The organism is Pseudomonas sp. Leaf15 (assembly GCF_001421425.1).
GTDB classification, from domain to species: domain Bacteria; phylum Pseudomonadota; class Gammaproteobacteria; order Pseudomonadales; family Pseudomonadaceae; genus Aquipseudomonas; species Aquipseudomonas salomonii.
Window position 1 is genome coordinate 84,871 of sequence record NZ_LMKI01000015.1, and the last position, 25,651, is coordinate 110,521.

Consider the following 25,651-nt stretch of genomic DNA (forward strand, 5'->3'; position numbering starts at 1 on the left):
TTAAGCCTACAGGCTATCGATAGGCCGATAGTCCAGTTGCAGCTCAAGCGCCAGCTGCTTCGCGCGGCCGAGCCTGATCGGGCCGCGCTCGATATCCACCAGCAATCCAGGGCAATCGAGCACAGGCAACCCAGCGATAGCCTTGAGTCGCCCATCGGTAATCACCAGCAGCCGTTGCTGCTCTGCCGGGTAACGCTGGCGGCGTGCTTGCAGCCATTGGCCGGCTTCGGACAACGCCGCCAGCAACGGCGTGCCGCCACCGGCGCCCAGTTGCGCCAACCAGCCGGTCAAGCCTTTGGCGGCCTTGAGCCCCTGCACCTGCCATTTAGGCGCGTGCCCGCTGGCGGTCAATAACGCCATGCGCGCCCGCTGTCGATACGCGTCATCAAACAGCTGGGCGAGCAGGCCTTTGGCGTCGCTCAGCGCGCCATGGCGGCGGGTGGACGCCGAGGCATCGACAATCACCAGCCACAGCTCATGAGGCGTGCGGCTACGCAGGTGATAAAGCAGATCCTCACGGCACTGCGGGCGGCCACCGAGCAAGGTGCCCGGCCAATTGATGGCGCCACGCTGGGCGCCGCGCGCCTTGCCGTGCCTGCCGTGTTCCAGTCGCCCTGCCTTGGGCCGGGCATCCGCCCCCGCGTCAGGTCGAGGGCGAATGCCTAGGGCTTTTTTGGCCAGGCGGGTACTTCCCGGCGGGCGCCCGTGGGCAATGCGGGCGCGGGCATATCGCCCCACTGGCCCTGGCCGGGTGAGGTGTCAGACGGTTTTGCAGCCTGGCCTTGATCGGGCGGGCTTGTCGACGGCGACTGCGGTTGGCGGCGATGACGCAAGGCGAACTCGGCCACCGCTTCGATATCTTCCTCGGCGATGGCAGCCGCGCCGCGCCAGGCGGCATGGGCGCGCGCGCCGCGCAACCAGACCAGGTCGGCGCGCAAGCCATCGACGCCGGCGGCAAAGCACCGCTCGGTGATCTGCGCCAGGGCCTGGTCGTCCAGTTCAATGCTGTCGAGCCGCTGGCGCGCCTGGGTGCAGCGCTCACGCAACGCCGCCTGCGGTTCGGCCCATTGGCGGCAGAACGCCGCCGGGTCGCTGTCGAAATCCAGGCGGCGCCGGATGATTTGCCCGCGTTCGCTGGGCAAGGTCTGCCCGCTCAACCCCACATTGAAGCCGAAACGGTCGAGCAGTTGCGGGCGCAACTCGCCCTCCTCCGGGTTCATGGTGCCGATCAGCACAAAACGCGCCGAATGGCGATGGGAGATACCGTCGCGCTCGATCAGGTTGGTGCCGCTGGCAGCCACATCCAGCAGCAGGTCCACCAGGTGGTCGGGAAGCAAGTTGACTTCATCGACGTACAGCACGCCGCCATCGGCCTTGGCCAATACGCCCGGGGAGAATTGCGCGCGGCCCTCGCCCAGCGCGGCGTCCAGGTCCAGGGTGCCGACCAGGCGCTCTTCGGTGGCGCCCAATGGCAGGGTGACGAACTGGCCACTGGCGAGCAGGTCCGCGAGGCCACGCGCCAGGGTGGATTTGGCCATGCCGCGTGGGCCTTCGATCAGCACGCCGCCGATTTTCGGGTCGATGGCGGTCAGGCACAGCGCCAGTTTCAGCTCATCGGCGCCGACCACGGCGGACAGCGGGAAATGGGGGATATCGGTCATACCTGCTCTCTTTAAATTCTGCTATTTCTTGTGGCGAGCGGGCTTGCCCCGCGTTGGGCTGCGAAGCAGCCCTAAATCCAAACGCCGCGTTCTTTCAGGAAAACCAGGTTGACCTTATTGGGGCCGCTACGCGGCCCAACGCGGGGCAAGCCCGCTCGCCACAGTGTGGGAATATCGGTCATCAGGTGTCTTCTTCTATGTCCAGCAACAGGTTTTCCAACGCCTCACGATACGCGCCCGGCTCCTGCCACATGCCGCGCTGCTGGGCTTCGAGCATGCGTTCGGTCATGTCTCGCAATGCCGCGGGGTTGTGCTGCTGCACAAAGGCGCGGGTGTCGGCGTCGAGCAGGTAAGCGTCGGCAAGCAAGGCGTATTGGTGATCGTCGATCAGCGCAGTGGTGGCGTCGAATGCGAACAAATTGTCCACCGTGGCCGCCATCTCGAACGCGCCTTTATAACCGTGGCGTTTCACGCCGTCGATCCACTTGGGGTTGGCGGCGCGGGAGCGGATCACCCGGTTGAGCTCTTCCTTCAAGGTGCGGATCTTCGGCAGGTCCGGCTGGCTGTGGTCGCCATGGTAGCTGGCGGCCTTGTCGCCGCTCAGGGTTTCCACGGCGGCGAGCATGCCACCCTGGAATTGGTAGTAATCGTTGGAATCGAGCAAGTCGTGTTCGCGGTTGTCCTGGTTGTGCAAAACCGCCTGGACCTGGCTCAAGCGCTGGGCGAATTGTTCGCGGGCAGCGGTGCCTTCATCGGCGCCCCCATAGGCGTAGCCGCCCCAGTTCAGGTAGACCTCGGCCAAGTCTTCGCGGCTTTGCCACAGGCGACCGTCAATCGCGCCCTGCACGCCCGCGCCATAGGCACCGGGTTTGGCGCCAAAGATGCGCCAGCCCGCCTGCTTCGCAGCCGCCGCCTCGTCCAGGCCCGACTCGAGCAACGCTTCACGCTCACTGCGCACCTTGGCGGCCAGCGGGTTCATGTCGTCCGGTTCATCCAGCGCCGCCACTGCCTGCACCGCCGCGTCGAACAGGCGGATCAGGTTGGCAAAGGCATCGCGGAAGAACCCGGACACGCGCAGCGTCACATCCACCCGAGGGCGATCCAACAGGCTGACCGGCAGGATTTCAAAATCATCCACGCGCTGACTGCCCGTGGCCCATACCGGGCGCACGCCCATCAGCGCCATGGCCTGGGCGATATCGTCGCCGCCGGTGCGCATGGTGGCGGTGCCCCATACAGACAGACCGAGTTGGCGCAAATGGTCGCCGTGGTCTTGCAAGTGCCGCTCAAGGATCAGGTTGGCGGATTGAAAGCCGATGCGCCAGGCCGTGGTGGTGGGCAGGTTGCGCACGTCCACGCTGAAGAAATTACGCCCGGTGGGCAGCACGTCCAGGCGGCCACGACTTGGCGCACCGCTGGGGCCAGCCGGTACGAAACGACCACTGAGGGCATCCAGCAAGCCGCGCATTTCGGCGGGGCCGCAGGCGTCCAGGCGCGGCGCGACAACAATGCGCAGGCCTTCGATGACCGACTTCACGTCCTCCCAACCGGGTTCTTCGAGCTGTTCGAGCGGGCCTTCGAGCGCCTGCTCGATCAGCCGCGCGGCATACAGCTCCAGACGTTCACGGGTGTCACCGGCGGTGCGCCACAGCTGCGCATCGATCTTCTGTAACACCTCGGGACGGCGCCCGGTCCAGGGCTCGGACAGGGCACAATCGAGCGGGTCGAAACCCAGCTCGAAGGCTTTGGCCAACACCCGCAGCAGGCTCGATTGCGGGCCACGCCCATCGCCACGGGGAATACGCAGCAAGGCCAGCAAGGTGTCGATGCGCAGGCGGCCTTCGGGCGACTCGCCAAAGATATGCAGGCCGTCGCGGATCTGTGACTCCTTCAAGTCACACAGGTAGGTGTCCAGGCGCGGCAGCCACACCGCTGCGTCGGCGTCGTTGTCCAGCTCCAGTTCCTGGTCGATACGGGTTTCGCGCACCAGCTTGAGAATGTCTTTTTGCAGCTCGAGGGCACGGCGTGGGTCAAGCAACTGCGCTTCGTAATATTCGTCTGCCAACAGCTCCAGGTTACGCAGCGGGCCGTAGGTTTCGGCGCGGGTCAGCGGCGGCATCAGGTGGTCGATGATCACCGCCTGGGTGCGGCGCTTGGCCTGGGCGCCCTCGCCTGGGTCATTGACAATAAACGGGTAAATATTCGGCAATGGCCCGAGCAGCGCGTCCGGCCAGCACTGTTGCGACAGCCCGACACCCTTGCCCGGCAGCCATTCAAGGTTGCCATGCTTGCCCACATGGATCACGGCATGGGCGCCGTAGGTGTGGCGCAACCAGAAGTAGAACGCCAGGTAGCCATGGGGCGGCACCAGGTCGGGGTCGTGGTACACCGCGCTGTGGTCCACCTGATAACCGCGTGCCGGCTGAATGCCGACAAAGGTCAGGCCCAGGCGCAGGCCGGCGATCATCATGCGCCCGTCGCGGCACATCGGGTCGGTGTGCGGCACGCCCCAGCGTTCCAGCACCGCCTGGCGATTGGCGTCGGGCAAGCGCTGGAACATCGACTCGTAGTCGTCCAGGCCCAGGCTTTGATGGCACGGGCGCAGGTCGAGGCTGTCGAGGTCGTTGGTGACGCCGCCAAGCAACTCATGGATCAAGGCCGTGCCGCTGGCGGGCAACTCACTCGGTACCGGGTAACCTTCGGCTTGCAGCGCCCGCAGGATATTCAGTGCCGCCGCCGGCGTGTCCAGGCCGACACCATTGCCGATGCGGCCGTCGCGGGTCGGGTAATTGGCCAGGATCAGCGCAATGCGTTTGTCGGCATTGGGTACTCGCGCCAGTTCGACCCAACGCCGCGCCAGTTCAGCGACAAAATCCATGCGCTCCGGCGCTGCGCGGTAGCACACCACGTCGGATTGGCTGCGCTCGCTGCGCCAGGCCAAATCTTTAAAGCTGATCGGCCGGCTGATAATACGCCCGTCCAGTTCCGGCAAGGCGATGTGCATGGCCAGGTCACGCGGGCCAAGGCCCTGTTCACTGGCCTCCCAACCGGGCTGATTGTCCTGGGCGCAGATCGCCTGGATCACCGCGATGTTGCGGCGAAACGGCCGCAGGTGCGGGGCTTCCGGGCTGGATTGGGCAAAGCCGGTGGTGTTCAAAATCACCGCCGCCTGCACTTCATCCAGCAGGTCCTCGACCACCGTCAGGCAGCCGGGCTCTTTTAAACTGGCCACCGCCATCGGCAGCGGGTTAAGACCCGCCGCCTGCAAGCGTTGGCAGAACACGTCGATAAAACCGGTATTGGCCGCCTGCAGGTGCGAGCGGTAGAACAACACCGCCGCCACCGGCCAGTCGGCGCGCCAATCGGCCTGCCAGTCGTTCAGCCGTGGGTGGGGTTTATGCGGGTGGTAAATGGCCGTGCGCGCCAGGGTTTGCGGCTCGTCCCAGGCGTAGTCGCGGCCCAGGTGGCTGCTGGCCAGGCAACGAAAAAAATCCAGCGCATTGCCCAAACCGCCCTGGCGCAGAAAGTGCCAGAGGCGGTCGCGCTCAGCCATGCCAACGGTGCTTAAGCCGCTGAGTTCCGGGTCGGGGCGATCGTCGCCCGGCACCAGAATCAACTGCACGCCGCGCTCGGCCAACTCCACCAGACGCTCGATGCCGTAACGCCAATAACCGATGCCGCCGTGCAGCGAAATCAGGATGACCTTGGCGTGGCGCAGCACCTCGTCGACGTAAAGGTCGACCGAGGCATGGTTTTGCACCTGCATGGGGTTGGCCAGGCGAAAGCTGGGGTAGTCGTCGGGCAACTGCTGGCCGGCCTCGGCCAACAGCGCAAGGCTGGAGTCACCGCTGCACAGGATCACCAGCTCGGCGGGGGTTTGGCCCAAGTCGGCAATATTGTCGTCCGAAACGAAACCACCCGGCTGAGTCCTGAGCAGGTGCATGGGTTAAACGCTGAGCGCTGCGCGCAATTGCGCTTCGAGGCCCGCCGCGTCCAGTTCCTGGCCGATCAGCACCAGGCGTGTGATGCGCGCTTCGTCGGCGCCCCAGGCGCGGTCGAAATGTTTGTCGAAGCGCGTGCCCACACCCTGGATCAGCAGGCGCATCGGCTTGTTCGGGATCGCCGCAAAGCCTTTGACGCGCAGGATGCCGTGCTGCACCACCAACTGGGTCAGGGCGTCGAGCAGCAGCGCTTCGTCGGCTTGCGGCAGGTCGATGGAGATGGAGTCGAATGCATCGTGGTCATGATCGTCTTCACCGTCATGGTGATGATCGTGGTGGCTGTGGCGGCCGTCGATGTGTTCTTCGGAACCGGCGCCCAGACCGATCAGCACGTCCAGTGGCAGGCGACCGCTGCTGGCTTCGACGATTTTCACCGCCGGCGGCAGTTCCTCGGCGACTTCCAGGCGCACGCGGGCCAGGTCTTCGGCGCTGATCAGGTCGGATTTGTTGAGGATCACCAGGTCGGCGCTGGCCAGTTGGTCGGCGAATAGCTCGTGCAGCGGCGATTCGTGGTCCAGGTTCGGGTCGAGTTTGCGCTGGGCGTCAACCTGGTCCGGGAAAGCGGCGAAGGTGCCGGCGGCCACGGCCGGGCTGTCGACCACGGTGATGACTGCGTCAACCGTGCAGGCGCTGCGGATTTCCGGCCACTGGAAGGCTTGCACCAGCGGTTTTGGCAGGGCCAGGCCCGAAGTTTCGATAAGGATATGGTCGAGGTCGCCGCGACGTGCCACCAACTCGCGCATCACCGGGAAGAACTCTTCCTGCACAGTGCAGCACAGGCAGCCGTTGGCCAGTTCGTAAACGCGGCCGTTGGCCTCTTCTTCGGTGCAACCGATGGAGCACTGCTTGAGGATTTCACCGTCGATGCCCAGCTCGCCGAACTCGTTGACGATCACCGCAATGCGACGGCCTTGGGCGTTGTCGAGCATATGGCGCAGCAAGGTGGTCTTACCCGAGCCGAGGAAGCCGGTAACGATGGTGACGGGGAGTTTGGCCAGTGTTTTCATCGGATGCCCTTTGGGGCGGGCATACGGGACGATAGGCCCTGCGACGGCGCGCAGCAGCGGATTTCGTCACCGGATCACCCCGCCCGGTTAAGTAGAAAATCAGTTGCGAGGCAGGTCTCCTGGCTTGGGGCTTGCGAGTCGGGAGACCCGCGCTGGCTGCGCCTTCCCGCCGTTATGGCAGTGGCGTGGCAGTCAGCTGAACCCTTCACAGTTGCGGGGGCAGCCGCGGCTTGGACCGCGTTCCCTTCTTAGCTTCGGCGTGGGCCGAAGAACCTCGAACGAGCAAGGCTACGCAGTGCACGGCGAGCGGTCAATGTTCAACACCCGGGATTTGCTCGCTGGCTGTGCGATCGCACTGCCATGCAGGTTGCAGCCCCAGGCGGAGCTTGGGGCACGCCACTCAAACGTAGCGGTAATTGACAGGAACATTCCCGGCAATATCGGAAATCCTGATCTGACCAAGGCTTTCAAGGTAAAAATCAATCTGGCCGTCGCCCGTCACATCCATGACAAGCCAAGACTCGTTCTTTTGCGGGTCATACCCTACTCCCGCCTCCCCCGCCTTACCCGTCAGCTTATTAACAAACGTCAGCGCGTTGATCTGGTGTTTGCGTAGCAAGCTGGAGACGTCGATTTTGTCTTCGCCGCTGACAAAATCTATCAACCGGTCCGGGGCGTACAACGTTGAATCGCTGGCGTCGGCGTATGCAAATGTGTCCCTGCCTGCACCACCAGCCATCTGATCTGGCCCGCCGCCGCCCGTCAGACGATTGTCGGCAGGGTTGCCGATCAAGACATCACTGCCTGAACCGCCAATGGCATTTTCCACGGTAACGCCTTTGGCAATGGAGACATTGCCCTTCATTGGGCCGACATCGGAGAACGATTCTGCGCGTAAATTGATCACCTGGTTCTGACCATAACCGGAGAAGTCCAATGTATCGTTACCTCCGCCATCCCAGACACAAAACACAGCGTCGTCACGCGATGAACTAAAAGAAAGGTCATCTCGGAGAGTATTGGAGTTAAACCCATACGTCGTGTCGGTATTACGGGTCTTGTGGTTGGCGCCGTAGACTTTCTGAGCCCAGGCGATATCCGCCATCAACGGTGACGAGGCATATTTACCTTTAAAATCCTGATGCGTATGACTGGCCTCGAAGTAGCTCATTACCGAATAGGCCCGGCTGTCCTGGGCATAGGTTGCATGTTCCTTATAGGTGAAGGGGCCACTTTTGCCATCGCCGTTATAGTTGCCGGTATGCGCAGCACCCAACGCATGCCCGATCTCATGGGTGAGTGTATGCCGCCCAAAGCCATTGACTTTCGGTGTGCGACTATTGGAGTAATTAGGGTTCACACGTACCAGCCCCCAGGACGATGAAAACATTGCATCGGCCACCGCCGGCACTGTGCTGTTAACCAGGCTCAGGCGAGCATCAGCCTGGCTTGCCTGTTCCTCAAAGGTAATATTTGCAACATCCGACCACGCTTGCAGCGAGCGCCTGGCTTGCTGTTTTTGCACCTCGTTAAAACCACTTTCACCCGCCCTGACATCACTAAAATAATAAGCCACGCGTAACGACTTATCGCCGTTGGTATCGTTCAACTTGCGCTTTTTTCGATCAATTTGATCGGCGATCCCGTCAGTCGACAAAGAGCGTTTGCCGGAGCCTGCCCCAGCGTAAGGATCGTTTGCACGTAATACGCCAGCGGCAGGCTCGGCAGCATGGGTGCCTGGAGAATGTTGCTGGTCAGCCTGTGTCTGATTAATGCTTTCAAAAAAAACATGAGCGTTGGAACGGGTAGGCGATATTGACGACACAATTAAATATCCCATTGAACAAATGAATCACGCATGGCGTTCAGGACGGGCACCTTCCAATAAGCCAGAACAAAAATAAATCAGCTGCGCGACGGCCAGCCCGTAGGACATTTCATTTGTGCCTGGTTTCCAACAAAGCACATGGCCCTATAGCGTCACTAACCCCCAGCTCACTTATCACAACCCGTACGCCTCGCTCCATTTGACGACCCGCGCTCGCCCGTGTTTTCCTACACATCTTGTTTCGGGTGCCCTTCACAGGGTGAAACGGGAAACCGGTGAGTCATCGCGTGATGACAAGTCCGGTGCTGCCCCCGCAACGGTAAGCGAGCGAAGTGTCAGATCCACTGTGCCGACGGCATGGGAAGGAGACACTTGATACGGCCCAACTCTTTTCCCAAGAGCGCCCCTCGCAAGCCCGGAGACCGGCCCGAAAAAAATCAGATAACAAACCCGCGGTGGGCGGGCGCTGTTCAGAACCCTGCGTGCCTGGCTCGCGGGGTTTTCATGCGCCTGCGCCACCCTGAACCCCTGAAGGGACGCGCCATGTCGATCATCAGCAGCACTTCGCACACCGCCAGCAGCACCGCTACCTTGAGCCAACGCCTGGGCGCCGCCATCGGCGCGTCGATCCTCGGCGCGTGCCTGGTGTACTTCGCCGGTTTCTCGCATATCGAAGCGGTGCACAACGCCGCCCACGATACCCGCCACAGCGCCGCGTTCCCGTGCCACTGAGGCCTGCCGACATGATCAAGCGTATTGCGCAAACCGCAGGTTTCACCGGCCTGTTGGCCGCCCTGTTGCTGACCCTGCTGCAAAGTTTCTGGGTCGCCCCGCTGATTTTGCAGGCGGAAACCTTTGAAAAGGCCCCGGTTGCCGAAGTCGCCCACGAACACGCCGCCGGCGCCGCAGCCCACACCCACGACGCCGAAGCCTGGGAGCCGGAAAACGGCTGGCAGCGTGTGCTGTCGACCACCGGTGGCAACCTGGTGGTAGCGGTGGGTTTCGCGCTGATGCTGGCCGGTCTCTACACCTTGCGCGCGCCGACCCGCACGGCTCAAGGGTTGCTCTGGGGTTTGGCCGGTTACGCGACGTTTGTACTGGCGCCGACCCTGGGGCTGCCGCCGGAGTTGCCGGGCACGGCTGCCGCCGACCTGGCGCAACGGCAGATCTGGTGGATCGGCACCGCGGCCTCTACCGCCGCGGGTATCGCGCTGCTGGTGTTTGGTCGTAGCTGGCTGCTCAAAATACTGGGCGTGGCGATCCTGGCCGTGCCCCACGTGATCGGCGCGCCGCAACCGCAAGTGCATTCGATGCTGGCACCCGAAGCCCTGGAAGCGCAGTTCAAGATCGCCTCGCAACTGACCAACGTCGCCTTCTGGCTGGCCTTGGGCTGGATCAGCGCGTGGCTGTTTCGCCGCAACCGCGATGGCCAATACTCGGCATGACGCTGGTGGTCGGCCTGGGTTGCCAGCGCGGCTGTGATGTTCACACCCTGCTTGGCCTGTTTGACGCAGCCCTCGCCGACGGCGGCATTGAACGCCAACGCGTCACGGCGCTGGCAAGTATTGATCGCAAACAGGCTGAACCCGGCCTGCTGGCCCTGGCCCGGCTGCTGGAACTGCCCTTGCTGTGTTTCAGTGCAGAACAATTGGCGGGTTATGAAGACCGCTTGAGCCACAAGTCAGCCGTCGCTTTTGCGCATACCGGTTGCTACGGCATCGCCGAAAGCGCGGCCCTGGCCCTGGCTGAACAGCTGTCCCAACGCCCTGCCCGCCTGTTGATCACGCGCAAAAAAACCGCCCAGGCGACGTTTGCATTGGCGTGCGCCGACTAAAATCCCGATAATTGCGCGCCTCGATCATGAGCAACTTTCATGCTCGCCCGTTTTTCAACAGGAACTCCCATGACCGTCTACTTTATCGGCGCAGGCCCCGGCGACCCGGAATTGATCACCGTCAAGGGCCAGCGGCTGATCCGCAGTTGCCCGGTGATCATCTACGCCGGCTCCCTGGTGCCGGCGGCGGTATTGCAAGGTCATCAGGCCGAACAGGTGGTCAACAGCGCCGAATTGCACCTGGAGCAGATCATTGAGCTGATCAAGACAGCCCACGCCAACGGCCAGGATGTGGCCCGCGTGCACTCCGGCGACCCAAGCCTGTATGGCGCGATTGGCGAGCAGATCCGTTATTTGCGTGAGTTGGGCATCCCCTTCCAGATCATTCCCGGAGTAACGGCGGTGTCGGCTTGCGCGGCGCTGCTGGAGACAGAGCTGACCCTGCCGGACATCGCCCAGAGTGTGATCCTGACCCGTTATGCGGATAAAACCAGCATGCCGGCCGGTGAGGCGTTCGACAGTTTGGCGCAGCATGGCACAACCATGGCAATTCACCTGGGGGTCAACCATCTGGAGAAGATCGTCGCCGAGCTGCTGCCGCACTACGGCGCGGACTGCCCGATTGCCGTGGTGCACCGCGCCACGTGGCCGGATCAGGATTGGGTGGTGGGCACCTTGGCGGATATTGCCGCGAAGGTGGCGGCCAAAGGGTTTCGGCGTACGGCGTTGATTGTGGTGGGTCGGGTGCTGGCCAGTGATGGCTTCAGCGAGTCGTCGCTGTATCGGGCAGGCCATGCGCATCTGTATCGCCCCTGAAGAAACGCGGTCAAACTGTGGGAGCGGGCTTGCTCGCGAATGCGGTGGGTCAGTCAGCATAACTGTAACTGACCCACCGCATTCGCGAGCAAGCCCGCTCCCACAGTTAATCTGTTTTGTTAGACAAATAGCGCAAGACACTGAATTTTAAGCATAAAAAAACGGCGCTCACGGGGCGCCGTTTTTTTATTCGCAGTGAACACCTTACTCAGTAGTAGGCGTTTTCTTTCTGCGTGTGGTCGGTCACGTCACGTACGCCCTTGAGCTCCGGGATACGTTCGAGCAAGGTGCGTTCGATGCCCTCACGCAAGGTCACGTCCGCCTGGCCGCAGCCTTGGCAGCCGCCGCCGAACTTGAGCACGGCAATACCGTCTTCGACCACATCGATCAGGCTGACCTGACCGCCGTGGCTGGCCAGCCCCGGGTTGATCTCGGTTTGCAGGTAGTAGTTGATGCGCTCGTTGACCGGGCTGTCGGCGTTGACGTTCGGCACCTTGGCGTTGGGCGCCTTGATGGTCAACTGGCCGCCCATGCGATCGGTGGCGTAGTCGACCACGGCGTCGTCGAGAAAGGCTTCGCTGAAGTTGTCGATGTACGCGGTGAAGCTTTTAAGCCCCAGGGCGGTGTCTTCAGGTTTTTCTTCCCCAGGCTTGCAGTAGGCGATGCAAGTCTCGGCGTACTGGGTGCCGGGTTGGGTAATAAAGACGCGGATGCCAATGCCTGGGGTGTTCTGCTTGGACAGCAGGTCAGCCAGGTAATCGTGGGCGGCGTCGGTAATGGTTATGGCAGTCATGGAAACTCCTCACAGGCTTGCCGGCAGTTTACGCCAAAATATTACGCAGGTACAAAGTCCGAGTAATTTTGTCGGAAAAGACCCACCCCCCTCATCAAAGGTTTTCATAGCGATTCATATCCAGCACACCCTCTTCCACCGGCGTCGTCTCGCGGATGTACTGCGACAGGTCGTGAAAGTATTGCCAGAACAGCGGATGACTGCGCCGCACACCCCACCGATCAACAATCTTCTCGAACCGCTTGGCATCCTTGGCGTTTTCCATGGCCGCCACAAACGCCGGCACTTCCTGCGCCGGGAGGTTGAAGATGAAGTTCGGATAGCTGCTAAGCACACCCGGATAGATCGTCACCGTATCCAACCCCGGCTGATAGCGATAAGCCTCGCCCAGCAGGAACGCCACATTGCTGTGCGCGCGGTTACGCAGCAGGCTGTAAACCACGCGCTTGCCGCTGGCGGTCTCGATACGCAGCATGGTCGCCTCAGGCAACTGATCAATCACCTTGAGCCCCGCCGCCGGGCGCGATGTCAGCCGGCTCAATGCCTGCTCCACGTCCTGCAACCCCGGGTCGATACCGTCCCGCGAGCAATAAGCCCCCGTGCAACGGTTGATCGGATCCGGGCTGGCATTCAAATTGCCGTAGCGCGTCAATAACTGGTTGGCAAAGTCACGTTTCGGGTCTTTTTCATCCAGATGCAAGCCGCTTGGCTTGTCGTCGTCAATCGCCTCGTAGTCCAGCCACAGCTTGAGCTTGCCGCTGTTCTGGTACCAGTCATCCATAAAGTCATCGCGGGTATCGGCCGGCATCAGGCGCAGGAAGTTCTGCTCGGCGCCGTTGCGGATCAGGTCGAAATACAGCCGGGTCTGGGCCTGGTGCGACACATTGCCGAACACATCGAAATTCACTGCCAACTGGTAATAGGTGCGCTCCAGCAGCGGATAGTCGAACAACCACATCGTCTGCGGTACTTCGCCAATCAAGCCTTTGGTCACCGCAGCACTGTCGAAATGCCGGAAAATCGTCAGCAAGGCATTGTCATTCCCCGCCCACAAGGTCGACCAGCTCGGCGGCGGCACGTCCGCGTAGCTGTCTCGGCGCAAGGCTTCGTACTGGTTGCGCTTGTCGCGATAGGCCAGCCACAGGCTGAGCACGCTGCCCACGTCATCGTTCTGCCCCGGCATCGCCAGCAGCGGCGTGGCCTGGCCGCGATAGCGTGCATCGGTGATGTACAGGTCGTGGTCCGGGTCCTGGAACAGGGTCCAGAAGTTGTCGCGGATCACGTCCGTGGCGATCTGCCCACGGCAGACCGGCCCGCGTATAAAGGTGCGCACAAAATACTCGGCGTTATCGAGCATGAACTGGTAGCGGGCCTTGGCCGGGATGGCTTCGAAGGTCTCGAACGGGTTGGCACGACGACCAGGGCCATAGCCCGGCAAGGCACTCACCTGCCAGTCGCCGGAATAGAACAGGTCTTTGATCCGCGCCATTTTCGCCGCGCTGAACGGGTAAGTGATGTGGGTTTTATGCACGATCACGCCCTGCACCGGCCACAGGCGGTAATACACCTGGGTGCCGGGATCATCATTGGGGCGACGGGTGGCGATCAGGTCGATGGGCTGGCCACTTGGCGTGCGCGAACGCACCCACTGGAAGAAATGCCCCGGCTCACCGTTTTCGAAGTAGATATGCGCCAGGTATAAATGCTCGTACAACCAGCGAGCCACCAGGCTTTCGCGGGCGCCGGGCTGGTTGAACAGGTTTTCCCACTGCTGCACTTGCAGGGCTTCCCTGGCACTTGGCGCCAGGCCTTGCTCGTCAATCGGCGCACCGGAGGCAAGCCAGCGCTGTAGAGTCTGGTATTGCTGGTCGGTCAAACCGGTGACCGCCAGCGGCATGCCTTCCTTGGGATGGCTGCCGGCGTAGGCATTGAACTCGCCGGGCATGGCGCACAGGTTTTGCCGGTTGAGGCCCAACACAATCTCATCGGGCAACTTGGCATTGGGTTGCAGCGGCGCGTTATGCCCCAGCTCCAGCATGCGCGCCATCAATGCGGCCTGGCTGCCTTGGGCGTCGAGTACCGAATAAAAGCCTTTTTGCTGCCAGGCCTGCTTGCCGAAGGCGTCGTAGAACAAACGCGTGGTCGACGTAGCCTGGCTGCGCTCGCCGTCATACACCGGGGTTTTGCTTGCACCACGGGCCGCGCCCTCGGCGCTGCCCAGGTTCAATTGGCACGCGGAGTCGTAGCAGGCATGGCAGGCCACGCATTTTTCGGTGAAGATCGGCTGGATGTCGCGGGTATAGGAAATCGCCGGGGCGGGTCCGTTGGCCTGTGCAATGCAGGCGACCAGTGCCAGGACGGCGCTGGTGAGTAGACGAAGTGACATGTATCCGGTCCCGATTCAATGCGTGCGCTAATAAGTGCCGGCGAGTCTACCGGGCCAAGGCCCACTCCAACATGAACGATATTCATGCAAAACCACGACATGCTCTAAATCGGCACAGGTTTGTTATGATTCACGCCCTCCGAAATGCCTGACCAGAGTAGCCCCATGTCCGACCGTAGCGTTCGTCTGCAAGCCCTTCATCAAGCCCTCAAGGACCGAATCCTGATCCTCGACGGCGGTATGGGCACGATGATCCAGAGCTACAAGCTCGAAGAGCAGGATTATCGCGGCAAACGCTTTGCTGACTGGCCCAGTGACGTCAAAGGCAATAACGACCTGCTGATTCTCACCCGCCCGGACGTGATCGGCGGCATCGAAAAGGCCTACCTGGATGCCGGCGCCGACATTCTGGAAACCAACACCTTCAACGCCACGCGCATCTCCATGGCCGATTACGGCATGGAAGAACTGGCCTATGAACTGAACGTAGAAGGCGCACGTCTGGCACGCAAGGTCGCCGATGCCAAGACCCTGGAGAACCCGGCCAAGCCGCGGTTCGTCGCCGGCGTGCTTGGCCCGACCAGCCGCACCTGCTCGCTTTCACCGGATGTGAACAACCCCGGCTACCGCAACGTGACCTTCGATGAACTGGTGGAAAACTACACCGAGGCCACCAAAGGCCTGATCGAAGGCGGCGCCGACCTGATCCTGATCGAGACCATCTTCGACACGCTCAACGCCAAGGCCGCGATCTTCGCCGTGCAAGGCGTGTTCGAGGAATTGAACGTCGAACTGCCGATCATGATCTCCGGCACCATCACCGACGCCTCCGGCCGTACCCTGTCGGGCCAGACCACCGAAGCGTTCTGGAACTCGGTGGCGCACGCCAAGCCGATTTCGGTGGGCCTCAACTGCGCCTTGGGCGCCAGCGAACTGCGCCCGTACCTGGAAGAACTGTCGAACAAGGCCAACACCCATGTGTCGGCGCACCCGAACGCCGGCCTGCCCAACGAGTTCGGCGAGTACGACGAACTGCCGTCACAAACCGCCAAGGTCATCGAAGAGTTCGCCCAGAGCGGTTTCCTCAACATCGTCGGCGGTTGCTGCGGCACCACGCCGGGCCACATTGAGGCCATCGCCAAGGCGGTGGCCGGGTATGCGCCGCGCCAAATTCCGGACATTCCCAAGGCCTGCCGCTTGTCGGGCCTGGAGCCGTTCACCATTGATCGCAGCTCGTTGTTCGTCAACGTCGGCGAGCGCACCAACATCACCGGTTCCGCCAAGTTCGCCCGTCTGATCCGTGAAGACAACTACACCGAAGCCCTGGAAGTCGCCCTGCAGCAGGTGGAAGCCGGCGCGCAGGTGATCGACATCAACATGGACGAGGGCATGCTCGATTCGAAGAAGGCCATGGTCACCTTCCTCAATCTGATTGCCGGCGAGCCCGATATCTCCCGCGTACCGATCATGATCGACTCCTCCAAGTGGGAAGTGATCGAAGCCGGCCTCAAGTGCATCCAGGGCAAGGGCATCGTCAACTCGATCAGCATGAAGGAAGGCGTCGAGCAGTTCATTCACCACGCCAAACTGTGCAAGCGCTACGGCGCGGCGGTGGTGGTGATGGCCTTCGACGAAGCCGGCCAGGCCGACACCGAAGCGCGTAAAAAAGAGATCTGCAAACGCTCCTACGACATCCTCGTGAATGAAGTCGGCTTCCCGCCGGAAGACATCATCTTCGACCCGAACATCTTCGCGGTCGCCACCGGCATCGAAGAGCACAACAACTACGCCGTCGATTTCATCAACGCCTGTGCCTATATCCGCGACGAGCTGCCGTATGCGCTGACCTCCGGTGGCGTGTCCAACGTGTCGTTCTCGTTCCGCGGCAACAACCCGGTGCGTGAGGCGATCCACTCGGTGTTCCTGCTGTATGCGATCCGCAACGGCCTGACCATGGGTATCGTCAACGCCGGCCAGCTGGAGATCTACGACCAGATCCCGGCCGAGTTGCGTGACGCGGTGGAAGACGTGGTGCTTAACCGCACGCCGGAAGGCACCGATGCCCTGCTGGCGATTGCCGACAAGTACAAGGGCGACGGCAGCGTCAAGGAAGCCGAAACCGAGGAATGGCGCGGCTGGGACGTCAACAAGCGCCTGGAACACGCGCTGGTCAAGGGCATCACCACCCATATCGTCGAAGACACCGAAGAATCCCGGCAGTCGTTCGCACGCCCGATCGAAGTGATCGAAGGCCCGCTGATGTCCGGCATGAACATCGTCGGCGACCTGTTTGGCGCCGGCAAGATGTTCCTGCCTCAGGTGGTGAAGTCCGCCCGCGTGATGAAGCAGGCCGTGGCCCACTTGATCCCGTTTATCGAGCTGGAAAAAGGCGACAAACCAGAAGCCAAAGGCAAGATCCTGATGGCCACGGTAAAAGGCGACGTGCATGACATCGGCAAGAACATTGTCGGCGTGGTGCTCGGTTGCAACGGCTATGACATCGTGGACCTGGGTGTAATGGTGCCTGCGGAAAAAATCCTGCAGGTGGCCAAGGAACAGAAGTGCGACATCATTGGCCTGTCCGGCCTGATCACGCCGTCCCTGGATGAAATGGTGCACGTGGCCCGCGAGATGCAGCGCCAGGACTTCCACCTGCCCTTGATGATCGGTGGCGCGACCACCTCCAAGGCGCACACGGCGGTGAAAATCGAGCCCAAGTACAGCAACGATGCGGTGATCTACGTCACCGACGCCTCGCGTGCCGTGGGTGTGGCCACGCAGTTGCTGTCCAAGGAACTGAAAGCCGGTTTTGTCGAAAAAACCCGCCTGGAATACATCGACGTACGCGAGCGCACCGCCAACCGCAGTGCGCGCACCGAGCGCCTGAGCTACCCGGCCGCCATCGCCAAGAAGCCGCAGTTCGACTGGAGCAGCTACACCCCGGTCAAACCGACGTTTACCGGCGCCAGGGTGCTGGACAATATCGATCTGCGGGTGCTGGCCGAATACATCGACTGGACGCCGTTCTTTATCTCCTGGGACCTGGCCGGCAAGTTCCCGCGCATCCTTGAAGACGAAGTGGTCGGTGAAGCCGCCACTGCGCTGTACGCCGATGCCCAGGAAATGCTCAACAAGCTGATCGACGAAAAGCTCATCAGCGCCCGCGCCGTGTTCGGTTTCTGGCCGAGCAACCAGGTGCAGGACGATGACCTGGAAGTCTACGGCGACGATGGCCAGCCGATTGCCAAGCTGCACCACCTGCGCCAGCAGATCATCAAGACCGACGGCAAGCCGAACTTCTCCCTGGCCGACTTCGTTGCGCCTAAAGACAGCGGCGTGACCGACTATATCGGTGGCTTTATCACCACCGCCGGCATCGGTGCCGAAGAAGTCGCCAAGGCCTATCAGGACGCTGGCGACGACTACAACTCGATCATGGTCAAGGCCCTGGCCGACCGCCTGGCCGAGGCTTGCGCCGAATGGCTGCACCAGCAAGTGCGTAAGGAACACTGGGGTTACGCCCAGGACGAACAGCTGGATAACGAGGCGCTGATCAAAGAGCAATACAGCGGCATCCGCCCTGCCCCAGGCTACCCGGCGTGCCCGGACCACACCGAAAAAGCCCAGTTGTTCCAGCTGCTGGACCCCGAGGCCCGCGAAATGCACGCCGGGCGCAGCGGCGTGTTCCTGACCGAGCACTACGCGATGTTCCCGGCGGCAGCGGTCAGCGGCTGGTACTTCGCCCACCCGCAGGCGCAGTACTTTGCCGTGGGCAAGATCGACAAAGACCAGGTGGCGAGCTACACCGCGCGCAAAGGCCAGGACCTCAGCGTGACGGAGCGCTGGCTGGCGCCGAACCTGGGTTATGACAACTGAGGTCAGGCACCCATAGAGTCGGCGCGCCCTCAGCGCCGACTCACGGGCGCCAGGAGGGCCCAGGCTGCGGTGAGGACGGCGCCGGCTCGGCAGGCTCCGTGCCCGTCAGCCGTTGTATCTCGGTGCGGGACAGTTCCATGCGTTTCTGAGTGCGGGCGGCGCCCCGCTCGACTTCCAGCTGGCCTATGGCGTCGTCATAACGCGCGGTACTCTGCGCATCCGCACGATCGCTGTGCTCATCCTCCAGGGCTTCATGACGGCTGGCCAGTTCGCGCTCAAGGGCGTCGAACTGCTCCGGGTAACGCGTCTCCAGGTAACGTAGCCAATACTCTCGCTGAATCAGGCTTTCGACAAAATCATCGGTGCGTTCGGCCGCCAGCATTTGTGTGCGAACCCGCGCCTGCACCTCTGCGCTGATCGGGTTTGCAAAGGCCATGTAGCTCGGCTGCCCAGGCAATTCAAGCCCGTCGGGCCAGCCACGGGTCAAGCCGATCCGATAACTCAGGCGCACTTCGGCGCGGTCCAGGCCTACGGCGGCGGCCTCTGCCCGTTGATCGACGTTGCTCAAGCGAAATAATTGCCGCGACAGGTCCAGCAACGCCCGCCCTCTGAGGTCGAGCCGTTGTTGCGGAATGTCGCGCAGGGCGCGGTATTCGAAGACCCGCACTTCCATCTCGCTGAAGGTCAGGATCCGGCCGTCGATACAGGTGCCATGGGTTTCGGCTTCAACGAACAGGGTGCCGCGCAGCTCGGCGTTTTCCGCCGCGCCTGCCACAACGTCCCACACCCGCTGTGTGAGGCTGGCGCGGTTGAGGTCGAATTCGGAGGTCAGGCGCAGCTGCGAAATCAAATGAAAAAAACGCTCATGATTTTGCGCCTGCGCCAGTTGGTTCCACAGGGCCGTTCGTTGTGTCGAAAGTGCTGCAGCGGTATTGGCAAGCCAGGGCTCCAGCGCCAACGGTGCGACATGCAGTTGCGGATTTTCCAGACTTTCCGGTGGCGAGTAGGCGGCGTCAGGATCACTGTCATTACCGTCTGAATCCGAATCCGAATGTGCACCCGCGTCGGAACCTGCGTCCGAATCGGTGTCGGGTCCTTCGTGGTGGCGTCTGTGCGCGCGATCGAGTTCGGCTCGCGAAACCCCCATGACTTCATCCACCCCCTGCGCCCGGGCGTAATTGCGCATTTGCTCAAGGGTTTGCGCCGTCAAGTTTCGGTTATCCGACACATCCGTAGCTGATACCAAGGCGTCGTACTCACCGCTCAGCAGCGTTGGCGGCAAGGATTCCAGCGCATTGCCGCTCAGGTTCAGCCTGCTCAGCGATTCGCTGCCCAGCACACCCTCGGGCCAACTTGAAAGGCTGTTGTAACTCAAGTCCAGTGTCTGCAGACGGCTGAATGCTCGCGCATCAAACACCTGCAGGGAATTGTGGCTCAAGTCCAGCCAAAGCAGGCGCTCACTCAGTTGCACCGGTAAAGCGGGCATGTGCGTAAACGCGTTGGACGCCAATACCAGCTTTTCAAGCTCGCTCATGTGCTGTACAGCTTCGGGCAGTGCCGTCAACGGGTTACCACTGAGGATTAAATGGCGCAACTGAGGGAAGGCGGTCAGAAAGCTGTTGCTGCCCTCGGCAGTCAGCTTGACCCCGGTCAGATTCAGGCGACGCACATGGGGAAACGGCACGGCGAGTGCAGGCAGATCGCCGGTTTGCAGCCCCTGCAAGTCCAACTCTTCACCCTGATCGAGGCTATACCCCCTCGCGGTATACTCCGCCCAGGCATTGCGGATACGCATTGCCGCCACCTTTCGATCTTCCAAGGTGAGAAGCCGGTCTGAAAAACCCATAGGGCGCCTGAATAACCAGCCATTCAATGTTCGCGTGAGTGCCTCATGCACCTGATACCAATGACTGATCTGTGCATCGATTTCTGCGTCTTCCAGGGTCGCATCACGCAATGAAGTGACCCGTTCCCAGGCTTGCTCATCGGTCATGGTTGGGCTTAATCGCTGTATGCGTTCGGCAAACCCTGCGGCGCCCTCAAGGCCGTCGGCACTCTGGAGCAACGGCAGTAAATGGGCCGCTATCGAATCGGCGGTCTGCTCAGGGGGAAACATCCAGGGCTCCTGCCCCAGCGCGAACCGACTCAATGCGCCCTCGGGCAACCCTTTGACCTGCTCGATCCGCTGCCGCGCAGCACTCAGCGCCGCCTGGCCGTCAACACTTAACGGGTTGCCCGCCAGCTCGGTGCGCATCAACACATCCGGGTGATTGAGCGCGCCTGGCGCAAGGCGGATCAACTGGTTGTCACGTAGATCCAGACTGTGCAACTGCGCAAGGTTTTCGGCGCCCGCCGGCCACGCCTGCAGCAGGGTTTCCCGCAGGTTCAGGGCCGTCAGTTGGCTCAGCGCGCTGACGTCGAGGCTGCCCAGGCGATTATTCTGCAGAATCAGCACTTGGAGGTTGGTCAGGCCGTTGAATTGAGCCTGCACCGCCGGCGTCACCACAATGTGGTTATCGGACAGATCCAGGTGCGTCAACGCCGGCATCGTGCTGGCTGCGACCGGCACTTCGGTCAGTTGGCTCAAGCGCAGTTCAAGGGTTTGCACGCCACTGAAAGCCTGCAGAAAGCCGCCGACCTGAGTTGCCGGCACACCTTCGAGCCACTTCACTTTCAAGGTTTTCACGTGGGCGAACGTACCGGCCGGCAACACCGGCAACTCACGGATTTTTTCCAGCATCAGCGCGGCTGCCGAGGGCGCGGTGAGGTCGGGCAACTGCAACAGCGCAACATCGCGGTCGACCGCCAGGCCATAACGTCGGCTCACCGCCCCACTCCAGCTGTCTTCCAGGGCCTGCAGGATCACCGCGTTATACCCGGTCCTCCAGCGTTCGACCCGGAACCGATTCTTGAAGCCCGGTAAACGGCTCGGCCGATAGAACTGGCCGAAGATGCCGCTGTGCTCCGCACGCAAGGCTTCTATAGCGTTCATGCGGGTATGGGGGCTGTTCCACAGGCCCATGACCGCGTCCGTCATGCGATACGCTATATTCCGCTCCCCCATCAGCAGTCCCAGTTCGCCACGGGCGAACCCCCTGACCATCTCGTCCAGATTAGCCAGGTGCGGCCCGAACGGCCCAGCGTAGTGCTTGACGTGCTCGTAGGCCGGCTTGAACGCCTCGTAGCTGAACGTCGACCAGTCCAGCGACAGCCCGCTCCATAGCCGCTCATGCCCGGTGTACAGCTCATCGGGAAGTGCATCAATGGTGGTTCTCGACAAATCCAGACGCTCAAGCAGCGCAAGCTTCTGGGCATAGGCAGGCCATGACAACGTCACAATGGGTGCGATGATTTTCAGCCTTTGCAAGCGTTGCAAGCGGGCTAAATCCAGGCTTGCAAGGACCTCACTCTGGTAGCCGTAGTAGCTGACTTCCAGCCGTTCAAGGCGAGTCAGTGCGGCCAGCCGCGACGGCAGTTGCGCGGACAGTCGATGGGCACCGAAGTGCATCGACAGGTGCTTGAGCCCTTGCAGTTGCTCGAGTGTCACTGGCACGTTGGTCAGTCGCAAGCCCCCGGCAGATTCAACTGCCGGGGAATAAGGCACCTGTAGCGTGAGCCTTTCGACCTTGGGAAACTGCGCCAAAAAGACATCCACATTGCCGTCGTGCAGGGCCGTGCCATTGACCGTCAACTCACGCACATAGGCAAAGTTTGCGGTCAGTGGCGGTAATGGGTCAGTGAGGTTCAATGCCAATACATCGGCATCGGCTTCGTGGCCGACCAGGCATGCCCTTCGCCAACTGCGCTTGAGTGTTTCCCCGGCCACGAAGTTGCCTTGACGCTGGAGCGCAGGTGAATGATGGACCCAGTGGTCGATCGTCGCGTGCAGCTCCGTACGTTCAGTCATAAGCGCTTTGAGGTGCTCGACAATGGCCCTGGCATTTTTGCCTGCGCGTACCTGTTCAAGCATAAAAGCACTGATCTGCTCGGGCTTGAGGTCAGGGTAGATCCTGCGTATCTGGTGCGCGAGCGTCGGGCTGACACTCGGCGCACGCCCACTGGCGTAATAGCCCACCAGTGTGTCGCCGACCCGTACCGGCGGCTTGAGCCATGGCGTGTCGGGTTCGAGCCAACCCGACGCGGCCATGCGCTGGGTGTCGGCTTGCTCGATGAGTTTGCGTTGCAGGGCGGCGTGCTGGCTGACGTGCGGTACGCCCAGGCTCTGGCGAGCCTCATCGGGCAAGGCATGCATCAGCGAAGCGAAAAAATTGTCACCGTCCGCTGCCAGGCTGTTGAGGGCTTCCTCGCGTTCATCGAATGCCTGGTAACTCGGGCCCTGTTTGACCAGGTACTTTTTCTGCGCAGCGTCTTCGGCACCAATACTGTCAAGCAACGTCCCGCGGGTGTTGGTGCTGCGCACTTCCAGGCGCAATGTGTCCGGCCAACCGGGCAGGGTCTGCAAGGTATGCAATGCCAGCCGGCGACTGTCCGCCGGCGCAATCACCTCGCTGCGCAGCCCTGCGTAGGCACGCGCCAGGCGCCCTTGGCGGGCATACCAGCGGGCTTCCTCAAGCATGTTCAAAGGCACGCGCAAGGTTGCGTCGAACCGCTCCAGCTCGTTGGCAGCGGCGTGATCGAGCACGGTGCGCGCCGCCGCCTCGCTGAGCCCTGGGCAGGTGCGTTGCAGTCGACGGACACGTATGCCCACCGCTTCAGTGCCGCCGTAGAGGCTGTCGAAAATCGCCGGCCGGCGCTGGCGGGCATAATCGACCAGTTGCTGGTTGAACGCCGCCTTCCTCGCCGCGTTGTCCCAGCCCGCGTGGGTGCCGAGCAACTGATCTGTCTCTGACTCATCCAGTGACTGCAGAATGCGCGCGGGCACTTCACCGCCGAGCATATCGGCGCGGCCCAGTTGGATCACCGGTTGGGTCTTGGCACCCTTGAGGACTCCACTGGCGCCATATTTGACTGACGGCCCAACGTACCCGGCCCCTTCGAACACTTCCAGCACCCTGCCACGCGGCCATCCGGGCATTTCCACGATCAGCGGCAAGGCGTACAGATACAGGTCATCGATCGGCTTTTTGCCTTCAAGCTGTTCAATCACCCGCGCCGCGTGCGCATCCGCTTTGAACAGGCGCATCGCGTCCGCCAGTTCGGGCGGCACGGGGGTGTGATCGGCGTGCATCTTGCGCAGGGTGTTGTCACTGACGCCACTGACGTCCGCGATCTTCAGCAGCTCCTGGTCGGTGAACCCTTGCGTTTCATGCCCCATGCGCCGCAACAGCGTCAGGCGATCCCAGCTCAGCGGGCGCTCCAGCGTATGCTGCCAGGCGCCGTGGCCGTTGTGCTGCAGAATCGGCTGGTAGGCCTCGGCGTCGGTGGGGTGCCTGATCCGCCATTGGCGGATCGACTCATCAAAGTATTGCTCGTAGACCTGAGTGCCTTCGCGAATGTAGGTCTTGCCGTCCTTCACGTACTGCCCCAGGGCATTGGGGTGCAGATCCTGCCCGAGGGTCACCGGGGCTTCATAACCGCCCAGGCCCGGTCGCCACAGGCGCACCTGTCCATCCGCGCGTGTCACCGGGCTCAACGCCTCAATCACAGGCGTCGCCGGCGCTGCCTGCCAGCGGCCAACGGCGGCGCCCACAGCGGCCATCAGGGCAATCTGCGCGAGGTTTTCGGCGACGTCGATCAGGTGCGCCTTGGCGGCCTGGCGGTCACCCTCGCCCCACTCGATTGCGCCCTCCAGGGTTTCGTAGAGCAGTTGCCCAGCCATCACCACCATCATGGCTTCGCCCAGCACCGGGACGAACATCGAGGCCAGGTTCAAGCCCAACAGGCCGACTTCCAGCAGATGCGCGAGCTTGGCGTCGCGGGCCTTGGTGTCGACATCTGCCGTGGGCACTGCGTGGGCGCGCGCGTCGGCAAACAGCTGCTCGCGGTGTTGCTCGTAGAAGTACTGCCAGGGGTCGATATTCGCCGCCCAGATGCCTTTGCCACGCCGTTGGCGCGTCGAGGGTTCGAGGAAAGGCTCGTCATTGGGCTCAAGGTTGGCCGGCTTCTCGGGCGGTAATTCCTTGATGCCAGTGATGAAGTGCGGGGTGGTGAACTCGACAATTCTGCGCCACGGCGAACGCCAAATGTCCGTAGGCGAATCGGCCGCCTTTCGGGTGAACTGGCTGAAGTAGAAGGCTCTTTTTTCGAAGGGCACAAAGCGGCTGAAGAATTTCTGGTACGGCGTCGGTGACGGGTCTTTTGCCTTGCCAGGCTCGCGGGCAGTGAACAGGCGCTTGAACTCGGCTTCCATTTCGCGCCAGCGGTAGCGCTTGAGCGGATGCTCCGGGTCCTGGGGTATGTAAATGATCAGTTCGTCGGGGTAGCTGTATTTTTTGCAGATCAGAAAGACCATGCAACCGGTCATCCGCAGCCGCATCAGGCCCAAGGTCCTGAACCAGACTTGCTGCTCGCCCATCCACGGGTGAATTTCACCATTGATCACCGACAAGAGCATGCGGTGGTCGGCGGCCTCGATATCCCCTGTCAGCAGCGCCTGCTCGGCGGCCGCCCTCAATGCCGCTTTCTGGTTGGCGATGAAATGATCGCGCAACGTGGCTTGCACCGTGGCGTCCTGCGGGTAGAAAAACGCCTGTAGATAGGCCTGGTACTTCGCGCCGATATCCAGGCTGCGGCACAGGCCCAGAAATTGACTGACCTTCAGGTTGACCGTCACCGAATGGTAAGTGCCGGGGGTGCTGGTCGCCACCACAAACCCAGAGGTCTTGTGATAGGCGCCCTCCTCGCACTCGTAGGCTTCGAAGTTGTGCAAGGCCGCGTCGAGCATCGACAGCTTCAAAACCTCGAAATCCGCCACCTCGACCTCTGCAATACCCACCGCCAGCGCGCGGCGCAGGCACAACAGGGTGGTGTCGACGTCGACTTCCAGTTGGTATTGATCCTTCAACGCCTTGAGCAGCAAGGGCCGGGCGAAGTCATCGAGGTCCTGGAAGGTGGACATGCTTTTGTCCAGCTGCGTCTGGGCGGTGAAGCTTTCGAGAAAGTGGCTCGCCACGGCTTTGCGCTGCACGGGAGTCGCTTGCTGCAGCCAGGCAGGCATCTGCGTCCCGGCGTCCTTGAGTGCCTGCTTGCGGGCGGGCGGTGCATCGATCAGCCAGCGCGGGCTGGCTTGCTCCAGAAAGTCGCCGTGCAGGCTCTGTGTGGCCTCGGGTTTCAGATGCTCGGTGGTGTCGCTGATCGGCACAGCGGGCGAGGAAGGCAGGGTTGGATCGGCCATCGTGTCACTCCTTTGAAATGGACTGACAGCACATCACGGCGCCCGCCTTGCCGGGCGGTGCATATGCGGCGCGGCCACAGGCGGCGGTATCTCTGTAACGCCTGGACGGCACGCAAATTCGTTTAGCTACGGCTTACCGATCAACCGATCTGAAC

Annotated in this window: 13 protein-coding genes and 2 riboswitches; of the genes, 5 read left to right on the forward strand and 8 right to left on the reverse strand. The window is 62.0% G+C overall.

Annotation, left to right across the window (positions count from 1 at the left end):
• Positions 1-6 precede the first annotated feature (6 nt).
• From ASE80_RS14150 to ASE80_RS14170, 5 genes are all read right to left on the reverse strand, one after another.
• Positions 7-609, reverse strand: a complete 603-nt coding sequence (locus ASE80_RS14150) for a vWA domain-containing protein (protein WP_056859514.1) — start codon at positions 607-609, stop codon at positions 7-9.
• 53 nt (positions 610-662) lie between these two features.
• Entirely contained in the window at positions 663-1,661 is a 999-nt protein-coding gene (locus ASE80_RS14155) for an ATP-binding protein (RefSeq protein ID WP_056859465.1), read from the reverse strand.
• Positions 1,662-1,842: 181 nt separating this feature from the next.
• Positions 1,843-5,604, reverse strand: a complete 3,762-nt coding sequence (gene cobN, locus ASE80_RS14160; protein ID WP_056859466.1) for a cobaltochelatase subunit CobN — start codon at positions 5,602-5,604, stop codon at positions 1,843-1,845.
• Positions 5,605-5,607: 3 nt separating this feature from the next.
• Positions 5,608-6,669, reverse strand: a complete 1,062-nt coding sequence (cobW, locus tag ASE80_RS14165) for a cobalamin biosynthesis protein CobW (RefSeq protein WP_056859467.1) — start codon at positions 6,667-6,669, stop codon at positions 5,608-5,610.
• Between the two features lie 92 nt (positions 6,670-6,761).
• Positions 6,762-6,961: riboswitch (cobalamin riboswitch) on the reverse strand.
• Between the two features lie 108 nt (positions 6,962-7,069).
• The gene (locus ASE80_RS14170) at positions 7,070-8,509 is read right to left on the reverse strand and encodes a M10 family metallopeptidase C-terminal domain-containing protein (RefSeq protein WP_156376411.1); all 1,440 of its coding nucleotides are present in this window, start codon (positions 8,507-8,509) and stop codon (positions 7,070-7,072) included.
• Positions 8,510-8,723: 214 nt separating this feature from the next.
• Positions 8,724-8,942, forward strand: a riboswitch (cobalamin riboswitch).
• A gap of 98 nt (positions 8,943-9,040) precedes the next feature.
• On the opposite strand from ASE80_RS14170, the gene ASE80_RS14175 reads away from it, so the two are divergent.
• The 4 genes from ASE80_RS14175 to cobM all read left to right on the forward strand — a co-directional run bounded on the left by ASE80_RS14175 (position 9,041) and on the right by cobM (position 11,147).
• A complete protein-coding gene (locus tag ASE80_RS14175; RefSeq protein WP_056859468.1) occupies positions 9,041-9,229 on the forward strand; it encodes a CbtB domain-containing protein in 189 nt (62 codons plus the stop codon).
• 11 nt (positions 9,230-9,240) lie between these two features.
• Positions 9,241-9,942: a CbtA family protein gene (locus ASE80_RS14180; RefSeq protein ID WP_056859469.1), complete on the forward strand. Its 702-nt coding sequence runs from the start codon at positions 9,241-9,243 to the stop codon at positions 9,940-9,942.
• The gene (locus ASE80_RS14185; protein ID WP_056859470.1) at positions 9,939-10,331 is read left to right on the forward strand and encodes a cobalamin biosynthesis protein; all 393 of its coding nucleotides are present in this window, start codon (positions 9,939-9,941) and stop codon (positions 10,329-10,331) included. The genes ASE80_RS14180 and ASE80_RS14185 overlap by 4 nt, the downstream gene beginning before the upstream one ends.
• Positions 10,332-10,400: 69 nt before the next feature.
• On the forward strand, positions 10,401-11,147 hold the full coding sequence (gene cobM / locus ASE80_RS14190; RefSeq protein ID WP_056859471.1) for a precorrin-4 C(11)-methyltransferase: 747 nt from the start codon (positions 10,401-10,403) through the stop codon (positions 11,145-11,147).
• A 208-nt stretch (positions 11,148-11,355) separates the two neighbouring features.
• Here the strand turns inward: cobM and nfuA are convergent, their stop codons facing one another.
• Both nfuA and ASE80_RS14200 read right to left on the reverse strand, forming a co-directional pair.
• Positions 11,356-11,940, reverse strand: a complete 585-nt coding sequence (gene nfuA, locus ASE80_RS14195; protein ID WP_017136914.1) for a Fe-S biogenesis protein NfuA — start codon at positions 11,938-11,940, stop codon at positions 11,356-11,358.
• A gap of 94 nt (positions 11,941-12,034) precedes the next feature.
• Positions 12,035-14,326, reverse strand: a complete 2,292-nt coding sequence (locus tag ASE80_RS14200) for a fatty acid cis/trans isomerase (protein ID WP_056859472.1) — start codon at positions 14,324-14,326, stop codon at positions 12,035-12,037.
• 165 nt (positions 14,327-14,491) lie between these two features.
• On the opposite strand from ASE80_RS14200, the gene metH reads away from it, so the two are divergent.
• A complete protein-coding gene (metH, locus tag ASE80_RS14205) occupies positions 14,492-18,202 on the forward strand; it encodes a methionine synthase (protein WP_056859473.1) in 3,711 nt (1,236 codons plus the stop codon).
• A gap of 40 nt (positions 18,203-18,242) precedes the next feature.
• Here metH and ASE80_RS14210 read toward each other — a convergent pair whose 3' ends face one another.
• Positions 18,243-25,496, reverse strand: a complete 7,254-nt coding sequence (locus tag ASE80_RS14210) for an NEL-type E3 ubiquitin ligase domain-containing protein (protein WP_082463620.1) — start codon at positions 25,494-25,496, stop codon at positions 18,243-18,245.
• Positions 25,497-25,651 lie beyond the last annotated feature (155 nt).

Excerpts from the sequence above, each read along its gene's own strand:
- ASE80_RS14155 (WP_056859465.1), bottom strand. The coding sequence starts at position 1,661 with ATGACCGATATCCCCCATTTCCCGCTGTCCGCCGTGGTCGGCGCCGAT.
- cobN (WP_056859466.1), bottom strand. The coding sequence starts at position 5,604 with ATGCACCTGCTCAGGACTCAGCCGGGTGGTTTCGTTTCGGACGACAAT.
- cobW (WP_056859467.1), bottom strand. The coding sequence starts at position 6,669 with ATGAAAACACTGGCCAAACTCCCCGTCACCATCGTTACCGGCTTCCTC.
- ASE80_RS14170 (WP_156376411.1), bottom strand. The coding sequence starts at position 8,509 with ATGGGATATTTAATTGTGTCGTCAATATCGCCTACCCGTTCCAACGCT.
- ASE80_RS14175 (WP_056859468.1), top strand. The coding sequence starts at position 9,041 with ATGTCGATCATCAGCAGCACTTCGCACACCGCCAGCAGCACCGCTACC.
- ASE80_RS14180 (WP_056859469.1), top strand. The coding sequence starts at position 9,241 with ATGATCAAGCGTATTGCGCAAACCGCAGGTTTCACCGGCCTGTTGGCC.
- ASE80_RS14185 (WP_056859470.1), top strand. The coding sequence starts at position 9,939 with ATGACGCTGGTGGTCGGCCTGGGTTGCCAGCGCGGCTGTGATGTTCAC.
- cobM (WP_056859471.1), top strand. The coding sequence starts at position 10,401 with ATGACCGTCTACTTTATCGGCGCAGGCCCCGGCGACCCGGAATTGATC.
- nfuA (WP_017136914.1), bottom strand. The coding sequence starts at position 11,940 with ATGACTGCCATAACCATTACCGACGCCGCCCACGATTACCTGGCTGAC.
- ASE80_RS14200 (WP_056859472.1), bottom strand. The coding sequence starts at position 14,326 with ATGTCACTTCGTCTACTCACCAGCGCCGTCCTGGCACTGGTCGCCTGC.
- metH (WP_056859473.1), top strand. The coding sequence starts at position 14,492 with ATGTCCGACCGTAGCGTTCGTCTGCAAGCCCTTCATCAAGCCCTCAAG.
- ASE80_RS14210 (WP_082463620.1), bottom strand. The coding sequence starts at position 25,496 with ATGGCCGATCCAACCCTGCCTTCCTCGCCCGCTGTGCCGATCAGCGAC.